Source organism: Serratia sp. 1D1416 (assembly GCF_003641105.1).
GTDB lineage: Bacteria > Pseudomonadota > Gammaproteobacteria > Enterobacterales > Enterobacteriaceae > Serratia > Serratia ficaria.
Genome location: NZ_CP032738.1, coordinates 209,651 through 224,204 on the forward strand (window position 1 = coordinate 209,651; position 14,554 = coordinate 224,204).

General features: G+C 60.8%; 14 protein-coding genes and 2 pseudogenes. 2 read left to right on the forward strand and 14 right to left on the reverse strand.

The annotated features are described in order from the left end of the window. Positions 1 to 6 precede the first annotated feature (6 nt). The 10 genes from pepB to trmJ all read right to left on the reverse strand — a co-directional run bounded on the left by pepB (position 7) and on the right by trmJ (position 7,907). Positions 7 to 1,302 carry an aminopeptidase PepB gene (pepB, locus tag D7I37_RS01060; protein ID WP_061796480.1) on the reverse strand — a complete coding sequence of 432 codons (1,296 nt, stop codon included), beginning with the start codon at positions 1,300 to 1,302 and terminating at the stop codon, positions 7 to 9. Between the two features lie 83 nt (positions 1,303 to 1,385). Continuing rightward, positions 1,386 to 1,586 carry a Fe-S cluster assembly protein IscX gene (iscX, locus tag D7I37_RS01065; RefSeq protein ID WP_061796479.1) on the reverse strand — a complete coding sequence of 67 codons (201 nt, stop codon included), beginning with the start codon at positions 1,584 to 1,586 and terminating at the stop codon, positions 1,386 to 1,388. 32 nt (positions 1,587 to 1,618) lie between these two features. Beyond that, a complete protein-coding gene (gene fdx, locus D7I37_RS01070) occupies positions 1,619 to 1,954 on the reverse strand; it encodes an ISC system 2Fe-2S type ferredoxin (protein ID WP_004952086.1) in 336 nt (111 codons plus the stop codon). A 2-nt stretch (positions 1,955 to 1,956) separates the two neighbouring features. Further along, a complete protein-coding gene (gene hscA / locus D7I37_RS01075) occupies positions 1,957 to 3,807 on the reverse strand; it encodes a Fe-S protein assembly chaperone HscA (RefSeq protein WP_129543177.1) in 1,851 nt (616 codons plus the stop codon). Between the two features lie 26 nt (positions 3,808 to 3,833). Beyond that, on the reverse strand, positions 3,834 to 4,355 hold the full coding sequence (gene hscB, locus D7I37_RS01080) for a co-chaperone HscB (RefSeq protein WP_061796475.1): 522 nt from the start codon (positions 4,353 to 4,355) through the stop codon (positions 3,834 to 3,836). 62 nt (positions 4,356 to 4,417) lie between these two features. Next, a complete protein-coding gene (gene iscA, locus D7I37_RS01085; RefSeq protein WP_061796474.1) occupies positions 4,418 to 4,741 on the reverse strand; it encodes an iron-sulfur cluster assembly protein IscA in 324 nt (107 codons plus the stop codon). A gap of 62 nt (positions 4,742 to 4,803) precedes the next feature. Continuing rightward, the gene (gene iscU, locus D7I37_RS01090; RefSeq protein ID WP_061796473.1) at positions 4,804 to 5,190 is read right to left on the reverse strand and encodes a Fe-S cluster assembly scaffold IscU; all 387 of its coding nucleotides are present in this window, start codon (positions 5,188 to 5,190) and stop codon (positions 4,804 to 4,806) included. A 24-nt stretch (positions 5,191 to 5,214) separates the two neighbouring features. Beyond that, complete coding sequence (gene iscS / locus D7I37_RS01095; RefSeq protein ID WP_061796472.1) at positions 5,215 to 6,429, reverse strand: cysteine desulfurase; 1,215 nt, start codon at positions 6,427 to 6,429, stop codon at positions 5,215 to 5,217. 55 nt (positions 6,430 to 6,484) lie between these two features. Then, complete coding sequence (iscR, locus tag D7I37_RS01100; protein ID WP_020828166.1) at positions 6,485 to 6,979, reverse strand: Fe-S cluster assembly transcriptional regulator IscR; 495 nt, start codon at positions 6,977 to 6,979, stop codon at positions 6,485 to 6,487. 193 nt (positions 6,980 to 7,172) lie between these two features. Next, on the reverse strand, positions 7,173 to 7,907 hold the full coding sequence (trmJ, locus tag D7I37_RS01105; protein WP_061796470.1) for a tRNA (cytosine(32)/uridine(32)-2'-O)-methyltransferase TrmJ: 735 nt from the start codon (positions 7,905 to 7,907) through the stop codon (positions 7,173 to 7,175). A 119-nt stretch (positions 7,908 to 8,026) separates the two neighbouring features. Here trmJ and suhB point away from each other — a divergent pair, with 119 nt between their 5' ends. Further along, positions 8,027 to 8,830 (forward strand): inositol-1-monophosphatase, encoded by an 804-nt coding sequence (suhB, locus tag D7I37_RS01110; RefSeq protein ID WP_061796468.1) that lies wholly within the window; start codon positions 8,027 to 8,029, stop codon positions 8,828 to 8,830. A gap of 70 nt (positions 8,831 to 8,900) precedes the next feature. Here suhB and D7I37_RS01115 read toward each other — a convergent pair. Together D7I37_RS01115 and D7I37_RS01120 are read right to left on the reverse strand one after the other, a co-directional pair. Continuing rightward, positions 8,901 to 9,922: pseudogene (locus D7I37_RS01115) on the reverse strand (nickel/cobalt transporter). Continuing rightward, positions 9,913 to 10,548: a DUF1007 family protein gene (locus D7I37_RS01120; RefSeq protein ID WP_370671111.1), complete on the reverse strand. Its 636-nt coding sequence runs from the start codon at positions 10,546 to 10,548 to the stop codon at positions 9,913 to 9,915. The pseudogene D7I37_RS01115 and the gene D7I37_RS01120 overlap by 10 nt, the downstream one beginning before the upstream one ends. Before the next feature lie 181 nt (positions 10,549 to 10,729). On the opposite strand from D7I37_RS01120, the pseudogene csiE reads away from it, so the two are divergent. Then, positions 10,730 to 11,994 (forward strand): annotated as a pseudogene (gene csiE, locus D7I37_RS01125) (stationary phase inducible protein CsiE). Here csiE and D7I37_RS01130 read toward each other — a convergent pair. Further along, positions 11,995 to 13,140 carry a 3-phenylpropionate MFS transporter gene (locus D7I37_RS01130; RefSeq protein WP_061796460.1) on the reverse strand — a complete coding sequence of 382 codons (1,146 nt, stop codon included), beginning with the start codon at positions 13,138 to 13,140 and terminating at the stop codon, positions 11,995 to 11,997. Positions 13,141 to 13,295: 155 nt separating this feature from the next. Continuing rightward, complete coding sequence (gene glyA, locus D7I37_RS01135; RefSeq protein ID WP_061796459.1) at positions 13,296 to 14,549, reverse strand: serine hydroxymethyltransferase; 1,254 nt, start codon at positions 14,547 to 14,549, stop codon at positions 13,296 to 13,298. Between the last annotated feature and the right edge of the window lie 5 nt (positions 14,550 to 14,554).

Genomic DNA, 14,554 nt, shown 5'->3' on the forward strand with positions numbered 1-14,554 from the left:
GTTCAATTATTTGGCCTTGCTCAGCAGCAGATTCGCCAGGGCGCGCACGCCCAGGCCGGTCGCCCCGGCGGACCACTGATCCACCGCGCCTTTGCGGTAGGTGGCGGAACAGTCGATGTGCAGCCAGCCTTTTTGGTAGTTCTTCACAAAGTGCGACAGGAAGGCGGCCGCGGTGCTGGCGCCGGCGGTGTAAGCCGGGCCTGCCACGTTGTTCAGCTCGGCGAAGTTGGACGGCAGCTGGCTGCGGTGGAACTCGGCCAGCGGCAGGCGCCAGAACGGCTCCTGCTCCGCCGCCGCACTGCTCAGCAGCGCCTGCGCCAGCGCGTCGTCGAAGCTGAACAGCGCGTGATAGTCGTTGCCTACCGCAGTCTTCGCCGCGCCGGTCAGGGTGGCGCAGTCGATAATCAGCTGCGGATTCTGCTCGGATGCGTCGATCAGGCCGTCGGCCAATACCAGGCGCCCTTCCGCATCGGTGTTCATCACCTCGACGGTTTTGCCGTTGCGGTAGCGAATGATATCGCCCAGCTTGAAGGCGTTGCCGCTGACCATGTTGTCAGCGCAGCACAGGTACAGCTTCACCCGCTGCTGCAGGCCGCGCGCCGCCGCCAGCGCCAGCGCGCCGGTGATGGTGGCCGCGCCGCCCATGTCGGCCTTCATCGAGTCCATAAAGGCGCTCTGTTTCAGGCTGTAGCCGCCGGTGTCGAAGGTGATGCCCTTGCCCACCAGGCAGGCGAAGACCGGGGCATCCGGATTGCCGGTCGGGTTGAAATCCAGCGCCAGCAGCACCGGCGAACGGTCTGAGCCGCGGCCGACGGTGTGGATGCCGGCATAGTTCTGCTCGCGCAGATCTTCGCCCTTGGTGATGCGATAGCTGACGGCATCGCAGCCGACGTCGCACATCAGGTCGACGGCGCGGGTCGCCAGCTGTTCCGGGCCCAGCTCTTCCGCCGGCATATTGATGGTGTCGCGCACCCAGTCAATAATCTTCAGGCGCTGATCCAGCTCTTTGCGCTCGGCTGCCGGCAGCTCCGCCCATTCGACCTTGCGTTGGCCCTTCGGCCCGCGGTAACCCTGCCAGAACGCCCAGCTGTTTTCCAGATCCCAACCTTCGCCGGTCAGCTGCACGTTTTTGATGCCCTGACCGTCGATTTTGCGCCCGGCGCGCTGAACCGCGCCCAGCTTGTCGTTGCCGATCAGATGAATAGTCATCCCTTCCGCGTCGGTGCTCAGCAGCGCTTTCTCGCCCCAGCGAGCGTCGGCAGGCTGTTGCGACAGCCTGACCTGCATGAATTCTGTTGTCATAGCCTTCTTACTCCGGATTATTCTTTTATTAATCTTGTCGGATACAAAATAAACGGGCCGCCGATGGCAGCCCGTTACGCTATTTACTCCGCTTCATCTAACCAGACCAGCAGGATCGCTTCCAGTATTTTTTCGTTGGAAGCCTGAGGATCGTCGTCGAACTCTTCGAGATCGCAAATCCACCGGTGCATGTCGGTAAAACGCACGGTTTTCGGATCGGTGTCCGGGTATTGGTCGTACAGGGCTTCGCCGATTTCACGGCTGTCGGTCCACTTCAGTCCCATTATGATCTCCTGATTGGCGCCGCGGCTAACAATTAATGCTCACGCGCGTGGTTGACGGTATAACGCGGCATTTCAACCACCAAATCTTCGTCGGCGACCAGCGCCTGACAGCTCAGGCGGCTTTCCGGCTCCAGGCCCCAGGCCTTGTCCAGCATGTCGTCTTCCAGCTCGCTGCTCTCTTCCAGAGAATCGAAGCCTTCACGCACGATGCAGTGACAGGTGGTGCAGGCGCAGGATTTCTCGCAGGCGTGCTCGATTTCAATGCCGTTGCGCAGCGCAACGTTGAGGATAGATTCCCCTTGTTCGGCTTCCAGTACCGCCCCCTCCGGGCATAAATCTTGATGGGGCAGGAAAACAATTTTAGGCATGGTTAAACCTCATCCACAGAATGGCCAGCCAGCGCGCGGCGGATGGAAGCATCCATGCGGCGCGCGGCAAAATCTTGCGTTTGTGCATCTAATGTTTTGATTGCGTCTTCGATGGCGGCGGGGGAGTCGCCCTGCACCGCCTGCTGCAGCGCCTGCGACGCGGCGGCGATCGCCTGGCTTTCCGCTTCGCTCAGCAGCGCGGCGTCGCCGGCCAGCGCGCCCTGCAGGCTTTCCAGCACCCGCGAGGCTTCCACCCGTTGTTCCGCCAACTTGCGCGCGCCGACGTCGCTCTGGGCGTTGGCCATCGAATCCTTGATCATGCCGGCAATCTCGTTGTCGGACAGGCCGTACGACGGCTTGACCTGAATCGAGGCTTCGACGCCGGTGGATTTCTCCATCGCCGTGACGCTCAGCAAGCCGTCGGCGTCCACCTGGAAGGTGACGCGGATATGCGCCCCTCCGGCCGGCAGCGGCGGCAGCCCGCGCAGCGTGAAGCGCGCCAGCGAGCGGCAGTCCTGCACCAGTTCGCGTTCACCCTGCAGCACGTGGATCATCATCGCGCTCTGACCGTCTTTGAAGGTGGTGAACTCCTGCGCGCGCGCCACCGGGATGGTGGTGTTGCGCGGGATCACCTTCTCGACCAGGCCGCCCATGGTTTCCAGCCCCAGCGACAGCGGGATCACGTCCAGCAGCAGCATGTCGCTGTCCGGCTTGTTGCCCACCAGAATGTCGGCCTGGATCGCCGCGCCGATGGCGACGACTTTATCCGGATCTATAGAGGTCAGCGGGGTGCGGCCAAAGAAGGCGCCCACCTGCTCACGCACCAGCGGCACACGGGTGGAACCGCCGACCATCACCGCTTCCAGCACCTCTTCGGCGCCGACGCCGGCGTCTTTCAGCGCGCGGCGGCAGGCCATCAGCGTGCGTTTCACCAGCGGGGCGATCAACGCGTCGAACTGGGCACGGGTCACTTCGCCCTGCCAACCGGCAATCTCGACGCGCACGCTGTCGGTATCGCTCAGCGCGATTTTGGCGGCGATGGCGGCGTCCAGCAGTTGGCGCTGCACGCCGTGATCGCTGCGGTCGGCCACGCCGGCCTGCTCGCGCAGCCAATCGGCCAACAGGTGGTCGAAATCGTCGCCGCCCAGCGCGGAATCCCCGCCGGTGGCCAAGACTTCAAACACCCCGCGGCTGAGGCGCAGAATGGAAATATCGAAGGTGCCGCCGCCCAGATCATAGACCGCGATCACCCCTTCCTGACCGGAGTCCAGGCCGTAGGCGATCGCCGCGGCGGTCGGTTCGTTCAGCAGACGCAGCACGTGCAGGCCGGCCAGACGCGCGGCGTCCTTGGTGCCCTGGCGCTGCGCGTCGTCAAAATAAGCGGGAACGGTGATCACCACGCCGTCCAGCTCCCCTTCCAGCGCCGCCTGAGCGCGGGCGGACAAGGTCCGGAGAATATCGGCGGATACGCCTACCGGGTTAACCGGGCCGGCGGCGGTGACGATCATCGGCAAGCCGTTGTCGCTGGCCTGGAACTGGTACGGCAGGTTCGGGTAACGCTGCTGCACGTCCGCCAGGGAACGGCCCATCATGCGTTTGACCGAGCTGACGGTGTTGGCCGGATCCTGCGCCGCCTGTTGGCGCGCCTCCCAGCCGACCGTCTGTGCGTCGGCCTGATAGTGCACCACCGAAGGCAGCAGAGGGCGGCCCTGTGCGTCGGCCAGCGTTTCCGCCTGCCCGCTGCGCACCGTGGCGACCAGCGAATTGGTGGTGCCTAAATCGATGCCCGCCGCCAAACGGCGCTGGTGCGGCGCGGCGCTGAGGCCAGGCTCACTAATTTGTAATAAGGCCATATTGAAGCTTCCACAATAGAAATGTGTTACTCAAAACCCAGCAGTTTTTCTTCGAGTTGTTCAACCTGTTGCTGGAGTTTGTCCAAAAAGCGCAGCTTGCGCACGGTGTCGGCGGCGTCCGGCCATTGTTCGCCGTCCAACTGCTGCACCATCAGGGCGCTGCGCCGTTTGATCGAGCCGCTCAGCCGCGCGCCGAAATCGGCCAGCAGGCTTTCCGCATCCGCCTGACGTTCAATGGCGTCGAGCTCCTCGCGCAGCTCCAGCTGTTCCATCAGAAAAGCGGTATCGCGCAGGGTGTGCTGCTCGTTGCCCAAATCAAAGCCGTGCAAAGATAGCATATACTCCGCGCGTTTTAATGGGTGCTTCAGCGACTGGTAGGCTTCATTGATGGTCGCGGCCTGCTGCAACGCCATCAGGCGTTCGCGCTCCGGCTGATTGGCGAAACGATCGGGATGGAATTGACGCTGCAGATCCTGAAAGCGGGATGTGAGCAAGCTGCCGTCCAGCGTATAGCGAACGGGCAGCCCGAATAAAGTAAAGTAATCCATAGCGTGCTCTGGCGTTAGCGGATGAAGTTCCCCCGCTGCACGCGGGGGAGCACGATGGACTGTCAGACGTTAAAACTTTCGCCGCAGCCGCACTCGCTTGAGACGTTCGGGTTGTTGAACTTGAAGCCTTCGTTCAGGCCTTCCTTAACGAAATCAAGCTCGGTGCCGTCAAGGTAGACCAGGCTCTTGCCGTCGATGATCACCCTGACGCCTTTGTCTTCAAAAACGATGTCGTCATCGTTCATTTCGTCAACAAATTCCAGCACGTACGCCATCCCGGAGCAGCCGGAGGTTCTGACCCCCAGACGCAGGCCGAGACCTTTTCCGCGGTTGTTCATAAAGGCCTGAACACGCTGCGCAGCGCTGTCGCTCATGGTAATTGACATCACAACCTCACACTTCAAATCAAAGCCCAGCCTGGCCGGCCGGGTTCACTGACTCAGAAAAACTACTTGGCGCCATGCTTGCTCTTGTAGTCGGCGATCGCTGCTTTAATGGCGTCTTCGGCCAGGATAGAGCAGTGAATTTTAACCGGCGGTAATTCCAGCTCTTCGGCGATCTGGGTGTTTTTGATCGCTTCGGCCTGATCAAGAGACTTGCCTTTCATCCATTCGGTCACCAGCGAGCTGGAGGCGATGGCGGAACCGCAGCCGTAAGTCTTGAAGCGGGCGTCTTCAATGATACCTTCATTGTTGACCTTGATCTGCAACTTCATCACGTCGCCACAGGCCGGTGCTCCCACCATGCCGCTGCCGACGGTGGGATCTTCGTTGTCGAAAGAACCCACGTTGCGCGGGTTTTCATAATGATCGATTACTTTTTCGCTGTAAGCCATGACCTTGCTCCTGAATCCTGAGAATTAATGATGTGCCCATTCGATGCTGTTGATATCCACGCCCTGCTTGAACATTTCCCACAGCGGAGAAAGGTCGCGCAGGCGGCCGATGGACTTGCGCACCAGTTGAATGGTGTAGTCGATCTCTTCTTCCGTGGTGAAACGCCCCAGGGAGAAACGGATCGAGCTGTGCGCCAATTCATCACTCATGCCCAGCGCGCGCAGCACGTAGGACGGCTCGAGGCTGGCGGAGGTACAGGCGGAGCCGGAGGACACGGCCAGGTCTTTCAGCGCCATGATCAGCGATTCACCTTCAACATAGTTGAAGCTGACGTTAAGAATGTTCGGAGCGCCATGCTCCAGGGAGCCGTTCAGATACACTTCTTCCATATCTTTCACGCCGTTCCACAGACGATCGCGCAGGGTGCGCAGGCGCGCCATTTCCGACGCCATCTCTTCTTTGGCGATGCGGTAGGCTTCGCCCATGCCGACGATCTGGTGCACCGGCAGGGTGCCGGAACGCATGCCGCGCTCGTGGCCGCCGCCGTGGATCTGGGCTTCGATGCGGATGCGCGGCTTGCGGCGCACGTACAGCGCGCCGATGCCTTTCGGGCCGTAAATCTTGTGGCCGGAGAACGACATCAGGTCGACTTTCAGCTTGCTCAGATCGATAGGCAGCTTGCCCACGCTCTGGGTGGCGTCAACGTGGTAAATGATACCGCGCGCGCGGCACATTTCGCCGATCGCTTCGATATCCTGCACCACGCCGATTTCGTTGTTCACGTGCATGATCGAAACCAGAATGGTGTCGTCGCGCATCGCGGCTTCGAGGGCCTGCAGGTCAATGATGCCATTGCTCTGCGGCGCCAGGTAGGTCACTTCAAAACCTTCGCGCTCGAGCTGGCGACAGGTGTCCAGCACGGCTTTGTGTTCGGTTTTGCTGGTGATGACGTGCTTGCCTTTTTTCTGATAGAAATTGGCAGCGCCTTTGATCGCCAGGTTGTCGGATTCGGTCGCGCCTGAGGTGAACACGATTTCGCGCGGATCCGCGCCCACCAGCTCGGCGATTTGGTTACGGGCGATGTCGACCGCTTCTTCCGCCTGCCAACCGAAACGGTGGGAACGGGAAGCCGGGTTGCCGAAAGTGCCGTCCAGGGTCAAACACTGCATCATCTTCTCAGCAACGCGCGGGTCAACCGGCGTCGTCGCTGAGTAGTCCAGATAAATCGGTAATTTCATTGCTCTTATGCTCCGTACATCACTTCCAAAAACTAAAAAAAATACCGCCAGCTGCTTATGCGCGCAGATTAACGTTGATAGTTTCTTGCGGACGGCCGTTGGCCGTGCGGCGCGTATCGTTGTTTTGACGATCCGCCACCACCAGCACTTCCTGGTTGTTGACCAGTTCTGCCAGCGTAATGTTGTTCAGGAACCCGCTGATGCGCTCGCTCAGATCGCGCCACAGGGTATGGGTCAGACAGCGATCGCCGCCCTGACAGCCTTCTTTACCCTGGCAACGGGTTGCATCTACCGATTCGTCGACGGCAGTGATGACAGCGCCAACGGCGATCTCACCCGCGTCTTTACCCAGCAGATAACCACCGCCCGGACCGCGCACGCTGGCCACCAGGCCATTCTTGCGCAGACGGGAGAATAATTGTTCCAGATAAGAGAGAGAAATACCCTGACGTTCGGAAATATCCGCCAGAGGTACGGGCCCTTCCTGGGAGTGCAATGCTACGTCAAGCATAGCGGTTACGGCATAACGGCCTTTGGATGTCAGTCTCATAGCTCAATGGTTACCTGTTGGTCAAACATGGCCGAAAGTCTGACATTCCTGAGTAAATCAGTCAACTATTTAACCTAGTAATTTACTCAAGTATTAGCACGTTTTGTACTTAGCCATAGCAAATGCATATAAAATGCATGTTATAACCTTTAGATAACTAATACTATTATTGTTGGCCGTTACGCCACGGCAATTAATTACCTTGATGTTTATCCTGTTTCTCGATCGACGTCAGCATGCCGCGCAGGATATTCAGCTCCTGCCCTTCCGGCCGCGCGCGGGTGAACAAGCGGCGCAGCCGGCTCATTACCTGCCCCGGATGCGCCGGGCGAATAAAACCGGTGCGCTGCAGCGTCTGCTCCAGGTGCTGATAAAAGCGCTCGAGGTCGTCCACCAGCGGATAAGGGGTTTCTTCCAGCTGCGGCGCGCCCGCCTGCTGGCGATCGAGATAAGCCACGCGCACTTCGTACGCCAGGATCTGCACCGCCATCGCCAGGTTCAGCGAGCTGTAATCCGGGTTGGCCGGAATGGCGACGTGATAGTGGCACTTCTGCAGCTCGTCGTTGGTCAGGCCGACGCGTTCGCGGCCGAACACCAGCGCCACCGGCGCGTGCTCGCCTTCGTGCACCGCACGCACGCCGCACTCGCGCGGCTCCAGCATCGGCCAGGGCAGCGTGCGCGAACGCGCGCTGGTGCCGACCACCAGGCTGCAGCCGGCGATGGCGTCATCCAGGGTATCGACGATGGTGGCGTTGCCGATCACGTCGCTGGCGCCGGCGGCCAGGGCAATCGCCTGAGAATCGGGTTTGATCAACGGGTTAACCAGATAAAGGTTGGTTAACCCCATGGTTTTCATGGCTCTGGCGGTCGAGCCCATGTTGCCGGTATGGGAGGTCTCTACCAGAACAATGCGGATATTGTGCAGCATACAAACTCTGAGCGTGGCGGAAAATCACAGCATCTTAACACAGCCGTAGGCAATTTGCCGAACACCTGCTATACTCCGCGCCGTTTCCTGTTCTTTAACATCCTAGTTGGAAGATACCCATGCATCCGATGCTGACGATCGCCGTGCGCGCTGCGCGCAAGGCCGGTAACCTGATTGCCAAAAACTACGAAACCCCGGACGCTGTCGAAGCGAGCCAGAAAGGGACCAATGACTTTGTCACTAACGTCGATCGCGATGCAGAGCATCTGATCATCGACGTGATCCGCAAGTCTTATCCGCAACACACTATCATTACCGAAGAACGCGGTGAGCTGGTCGGCGAAGATCAGGATGTACAATGGGTGATCGATCCACTGGATGGCACCTCAAACTTTATCAAACGTTTCCCACACTTCTCCGTTTCCATCGCGGTACGCATCAAAGGCCGTACTGAAGTGGCCGTGGTTTACGATCCAATGCGCAACGAACTGTTCACCGCCACTCGCGGCCAGGGCGCACAGCTGAACGGCTACCGCCTGCGCGGCACCAACGCCAAAGATCTGGATGGCACCATCCTGGCGACCGGTTTCCCGTTCAAGCTCAAACAGCACGCTACCCCTTACATCAACGTCGTCGGTAAACTGTTCACCCAGTGCGCGGACTTCCGCCGCACCGGCTCCGCCGCGCTGGATCTGGCCTACGTCGCCGCCGGCCGCGTGGACGGTTTCTTCGAGATTGGCCTGAAGCCATGGGACTTCGCCGCGGGCGAACTGCTGGTGCGCGAATCCGGCGGCCTGGTGACCGACTTCGTTGGCGGCCACAACCACTTCAGCTCCGGCAACATCGTCGCCGGCAACCCGCGCGTCGTGAAAGCCATGCTGTCCACCATGCGTGAAGAACTGAGCGAAGCGCTGAAGCGTTAATTCAGGCTATGACGTCCGAAGCTGTTTTGCTTATTGAAGCGCTGCGTTTGCAGCGCTTTTTTTATGCCCGTTAGCGGGAGAACGGCCGGATGCCGCCGCCGAATTCCGGCTGTGCGCTCAGGTACAACAACAGCCCGGCGAACAGCAGTATCAGGCCGCCGGCCAGCGCCAGCGAACCCCAGGCCACCGCGCTCCAGGCGGCGGGCGCGCGCGAACGGCTGAGACGCACCGCCAACCGGCGGCTGTAATGCACCAGCAGCGCCAGCAGGGAAATGGTCAGCGAGGTGCCGAGCGCCATCGCCAGCGCGGAAATCACGCCCCAGGCGAATACGCCGATCACCTTGGAGAACAGCAGCACCAGAATCGCCCCGGAACAGGGCCGCATGCCCATCGCCAGCACGATGGCGGTCTGGGTGCGCCAGTCGCCGCCGGCCTGCAGCTCGCTGTCGTTGGGCAGATGGCGATGCCCGCAGCCGCAGTGCGCGCTGTGAACGTGATCCGCCGCCAACGGTTTGAGGCTGTTGATGCGCAACGCCGGCGCCGGGCGCATCGCCTTCACCGCCGCATGCAGGCGTTTCACTGCGCGCCAGCTCAGCAACGCCCCGAGCAATATCACCAGGATAAAACTGCCCTTCTCCAGCCAGAAGCTGCTCTGATGCAGCTGCCGGGAAGACAGCTGCAACACCCCCAGCATCAGCGTCACCAGCGCGATCGCCACTCCCCCTGCACCAGCGACGCGGCGAAGGTCAGCTTCAGGCTGCTTTTCAGCCGCGCCGGATGGGTAGCCAGATAGGTGGCGATCACCACCTTGCCGTGGCCGGGGCCCAGCGCATGCAACACGCCGTAGCTCAGGCTGAACAGCATCAATGCCAGGCCGGCCTGCTGCGGCGCGGCCTTTACCTGCTGCAGCAGCCCCGCCATCTGCTGGTGCAGCCCCTTTTGCCACACCACGCTCTGCATCAGCAGCTGCGGCCAAAAATGCCAGGCCAGCTGAGCCGCCAGCGCCAGCAGCAGCGCGAACAGCAGCAGCGGCCACAGGCTGAAAGCCCAGTGGCGTTTGCGGCCGGCCGGTTGGCTGAGATTTATTGACATTGCAGGGTCACCCGTTGCGCGAACTGTTGCCCCAACGCCATATCTTCGCCGGGCGAGTCGTTCTTATCGAGCGACAGCGCATAGGCCTGCAGCGAAGCATCGGGCTTCGGCGTCTTCAGGCTGAGCTGGCACTGCTGCGCCATTTCCGGCGGCAGATGCAGCGCCGCCTGGTCTTTATAGGTCATGTCGACAAAATAGGTGGGATCGTAGGTGGCTATCTCGAAGGGCTTGCCCGCCAGCGGCTGCGGCTCGGCCAGCGGCAGCACAAACTCCAGCACCGCCTGATTGCCCTGCCGCGACAGGCGATACTCGCTCGGCAGATTAAGGTATTTCACCGGTTTGCCGTCGCGATAAACGTCGGTGAAGTAGTGCTGGCCGAGCACGTTGGCCATCACTTCTGCCGCCAGCTTTTTCCACACCACCGAATCGCTTTTGGCGTTGCCGGCATCGTACAGCAGGTCCGCCGAGGTGATTTCATCCATTACCCAAACCATTTTCATGCCGACCAGCCGTTGATCCTTAGCCACAAAGGTGGTGTTCATATCAATAAAGCTGTGCGGGTGAGCGCCAGCGCCGGCGCTGAACAAGGCACAGGCGCCGGCCAGAATACGACGTAACTTCATCATCGAATGATACTCGTTGTTGTTATAAAGTAACATAAACCACGCCTAAACCGTCGCGCCGGCCGCCGATATTTGTGACGAAAGTTGTAAGCCGGAGTAAAAGCCGCGGCGCTAACCGCACCGTCACAATGCCTTTTGCTATGCTTAGTCATAATAATTGAACATCTACCTGCCAGAAGGTGATATGAGCCTGGACACCGCTCCCGTGCCTGAGCTCTCCGGTCAACAACGGCGCTGTCATCTGTTACTGATGCTGTATGCGCCGGTGCCCGAAGTACAACTGGAGACCATCAGCCAAATCAACGGCGTCGCCCCCCGATTACCCGGCAAGATATAGCCGAGGTCGCCAACGAAATCCAGCGTTTCCACCAGTTGGAGATCGCCGTCGATCCTGGCCGCGGTTACCACATTCGGGGAAGCGCGCTCAATCAACGCCTCTGCCTGCTCCACTGGCTGCGGCGGGCGTTGCGCTGCAGCCCGCAGTTTGTCGAAGGTTATTACGCCCCCCTGCTGCTGCAGGCACTGGGCGCCGACGCCGGCCTGACGCCGCAGCTGGAGCAGCAGATCGGCGCCTGTGAAACGCTGCTTAACCGCAGCTTCGACGCCCGTGATCGCCGGTTCCTGCAGCACTACCTGCGCTACTGCGTTTGGGAAAGCCGGCGGCTGCGGCATCCGCAATTCGACGCCGTTCAGCGCGACTGGCTGCGGCAAAAGCCTGAGCAGCGGGCGGCCGCCCTGCTGCATCACGCCCTCGGCCAGTGGTTCAATCAGTTGCCCCATGCGGACGAACGCGACTTTTTGGCGTTGATGTTCACCATGCTGAAAAACCACAGCTATCACAGCAATGATTCCGCGGAAGAACGACGGCTGATGGCGGCGATCGACCGCATGGTCGAGCGCTTCCAGCAGATTTCCGGCATGGCCTTCAGCAGCAAGGACGATCTGGTCAGCCAGCTGTTTGCCCATCTGGCGCCCGCGGTCGAACGCTGCCGCTTTGCCATCGGCATCGACAACATGCTGTTGGAGGAGGTGGTGCGAAAGTATCCGCGCCTGATGCGCACCACTCAGGAAGCGCTGGCGCCGCTGGAGCAGGAGTACGGCATTCATTTTTCCAGCGAAGAAGCGGGACTGGTGGCCATCAGCTTCGGCGCCTGGCTGATGCAGGACAACGCCCTGCAGGAAAAGCAGGTGCTGCTGCTGACGCTGGACAACCCGCAGCTGGAGGAAGAAGTGGAGTATCAGATCCGGGAATTGACGCTGCTGCCGCTGAACATCAAGTATCTGCCGCTGCGCGACTATCTGCGCGCCGGCGCGCCGCAGGGCGTCACGCTGGTGATCAGCCCCTACGCCGCGGTGCATAGCGCGCCGCAGCCGCCGCTGGTTTATACCGAACTGCCGCTGGAACGCCAGCAGCGCAAAGCCATTCGCGCGCTGCTGGAGTCGCCTTGATCAGCGGGCTGCGCTAGCCGCCGGCGGGCGAATAAACAGCGCCGGCACCGCCACCGCCGCCATGACCCAGAACACCCCGCCCTGCAGGTGCTCGAACAGGAAGCCGGCGATCACCGTCATGATCGCAATGCCGCCGCCCATCGCCAGCGCCGAATAGACCGCCTGCAGGCGGATCACCTCCGGCCCTTTGCGCGCCGCGATAAAACGCATCGCCGCCAGGTGGCAGACGGTAAAGGTGCCGCAGTGCAGGATCTGGATCAGCAGCAGCCAGCCCAGCTCGGTGCTGTAGGCCATCAGGCTCCAGCGCAGCACCCCGCAGCAGGCCGAGAGCAGCAACAGGCTACGCGCATTCCAGCGGCGGAACAGGACATTGCTGCCGGCGAAGATGATCACTTCCGCCACCACCCCCAGCGACCACAGATAGCCGATGGTCGAGGCCGAATAACCGGCCTCCTGCCAATAGATGGAGCCAAAGCTGTAATAACCGGCGTGCGCCCCCTGCAACAGGGTGACGCACAGCAGAAAGCGCCACACCGGCCCCTCTTTCAACAGCTCAAACAGCGAACGCTCGGGTTCGCGGTGGGCGCGGGCCTCGCCCTGCGGCATCACGCTCGGCTTCAGCATCATGCCCAGCAGCATCGCCAGCACGCTGGCGATCAGGCTGTAGAGGATGGCGTTATGGCCCCAGACCGCCACCAGTTGCCCGGTCAGCGCCGAGCCGATAACGAACGCCAGCGAGCCCCACAGCCGCACCCGGCCGTAATCCATGGTGATTTGTTTTTGCCAGGTGGCGGCCAGCGCATCGGTCAGCGGCACCAGCGGCGAGAAGAACAGGTTGAAGCCGGCGATCACCAGCATCAGCCAGCCCCAGCCGTTGCCGAAGCAAAAACCGACGGCGAAGGCCAGCGCCAGCAGCGCCAACAGGCGCAGGGCACTCACCAGATGAGAGGGGTCTTTCACGCGGGGAGCAATCAGCAAGCTACCGAGAAAACGGGCAATCAGGCCGGCGCCGAGCAGCATGCCGATGGTTTCGGGCGCGATGCCCTCGCCTTTTAACCAAACGCCCCAGAAGGGTAAGAAAATGCCATACGAAAAGAAGTAGGTGAAATAGCTGAGAGCGAGCCAACGCGTTGATTGCAGAACCATGATCCCTCCGGTGTGAGGCGATACTTTGACAGAGCTCACACCGGCTAGCAATCTTCATTCATGTTCAAAGGGTTAGACTGCCAGACAGTTCACAGTTTGTTTGCAACAGCGATAAAAAAACCCGCCGCAGCGGGTTTTTCAAAGCGAAAGCGGAATTATGCGTAAACCGGCAGGCGGGCGCAGATATCCAGCACTTTCTTCTTGGTGCGTTCGATGGTGGCTTCATCGTTGATGTTGTCCAGCACGTCGCAGATCCAGCCGGCCAGTTCGCGCACTTCGGCTTGCTTGAAGCCGCGGCGGGTGACCGCCGGGGTGCCGATACGCACGCCGGAGGTGACGAACGGGCTCTTGGGATCGTTAGGCACGCTGTTTTTGTTCACGGTGATGTTGGCGCGGCCCAGGGCGGCGTCGGCTTCTTTACCGGTCAGGTTCTTGTCCACCAGATCCAGCAGGAACAGGTGGTTGTGGGTGCCGCCGGAGACCACTTTATAACCGCGCTGCAGGAACACTTCCACCATCGCTTTGGCGTTGTCGGCCACTTGCTGCTGGTAAATCTTGAACTCTGGCTCCATCGCTTCTTTCAGCGCTACCGCCTTGCCGGCGATCACGTGCATCAGCGGGCCGCCCTGGCCGCCCGGGAATACCGCGGAGTTCAGCTTCTTGTACAGATCTTCGTCGCCGCCCTTCGCCAGGATCAGGCCGCCGCGCGGACCCGCCAGGGTTTTGTGGGTGGTGGTGGTGACGATGTGCGCGTGCGGCACCGGGTTCGGGTAAACGCCTGCGGCGATCAGGCCGGCGACGTGCGCCATGTCGACGAACAGGTAAGCGCCGATGCTGTCGGCGATTTCACGCATTTTTGCCCAGTCTACGATGCCGGAGAAGGCGGAGAAGCCGCCGATGATCATTTTCGGCTTGTGGGTCTGCGCCTGTTTGGCCAGATCGTCATAGTCGATTTGGCCTTTTTCGTCGATGCCGTAAGGCACCACGTTGTAGAGTTTGCCGGACAGGTTAACCGGGGAACCGTGGGTCAGGTGGCCGCCGTGCGCCAGGTTCATGCCCAGAATGGTGTCGCCCGGCTGCAGCAGCGCGGTGTAAACGGCGAAGTTAGCCTGGGAGCCGGAGTGCGGCTGCACGTTGGCGTAGTCTGCGCCGAACAGCGCTTTGGCGCGGTCGATGGCCAGCTGCTCAACGATATCCACGTATTCGCAGCCGCCGTAGTAACGCTTGCCCGGATAGCCTTCAGCGTATTTGTTGGTCAGCTGGGAACCCTGAGCCTGCATGACGCGCGGGCTGGTGTAGTTCTCAGACGCAATCAGCTCGATGTGCTCTTCCTGACGCACCACTTCTTGCTCCATTGCACGCCACAGTTCGGCATCGTAATCGGCAATGTTCATTTCACGCTTTAACATCCGGC

Coding starts and splice junctions, on each gene's coding strand:
- pepB (WP_061796480.1), bottom strand. CDS start 1,302: ATGACAACAGAATTCATGCAGGTCAGGCTGTCGCAACAGCCTGCCGAC.
- iscX (WP_061796479.1), bottom strand. CDS start 1,586: ATGGGACTGAAGTGGACCGACAGCCGTGAAATCGGCGAAGCCCTGTAC.
- fdx (WP_004952086.1), bottom strand. CDS start 1,954: ATGCCTAAAATTGTTTTCCTGCCCCATCAAGATTTATGCCCGGAGGGG.
- hscA (WP_129543177.1), bottom strand. CDS start 3,807: ATGGCCTTATTACAAATTAGTGAGCCTGGCCTCAGCGCCGCGCCGCAC.
- hscB (WP_061796475.1), bottom strand. CDS start 4,355: ATGGATTACTTTACTTTATTCGGGCTGCCCGTTCGCTATACGCTGGAC.
- iscA (WP_061796474.1), bottom strand. CDS start 4,741: ATGTCAATTACCATGAGCGACAGCGCTGCGCAGCGTGTTCAGGCCTTT.
- iscU (WP_061796473.1), bottom strand. CDS start 5,190: ATGGCTTACAGCGAAAAAGTAATCGATCATTATGAAAACCCGCGCAAC.
- iscS (WP_061796472.1), bottom strand. CDS start 6,429: ATGAAATTACCGATTTATCTGGACTACTCAGCGACGACGCCGGTTGAC.
- iscR (WP_020828166.1), bottom strand. CDS start 6,979: ATGAGACTGACATCCAAAGGCCGTTATGCCGTAACCGCTATGCTTGAC.
- trmJ (WP_061796470.1), bottom strand. CDS start 7,907: ATGCTGCACAATATCCGCATTGTTCTGGTAGAGACCTCCCATACCGGC.
- suhB (WP_061796468.1), top strand. CDS start 8,027: ATGCATCCGATGCTGACGATCGCCGTGCGCGCTGCGCGCAAGGCCGGT.
- D7I37_RS01120 (WP_370671111.1), bottom strand. CDS start 10,548: ATGATGAAGTTACGTCGTATTCTGGCCGGCGCCTGTGCCTTGTTCAGC.
- D7I37_RS01130 (WP_061796460.1), bottom strand. CDS start 13,140: ATGGTTCTGCAATCAACGCGTTGGCTCGCTCTCAGCTATTTCACCTAC.
- glyA (WP_061796459.1), bottom strand. CDS start 14,549: ATGTTAAAGCGTGAAATGAACATTGCCGATTACGATGCCGAACTGTGG.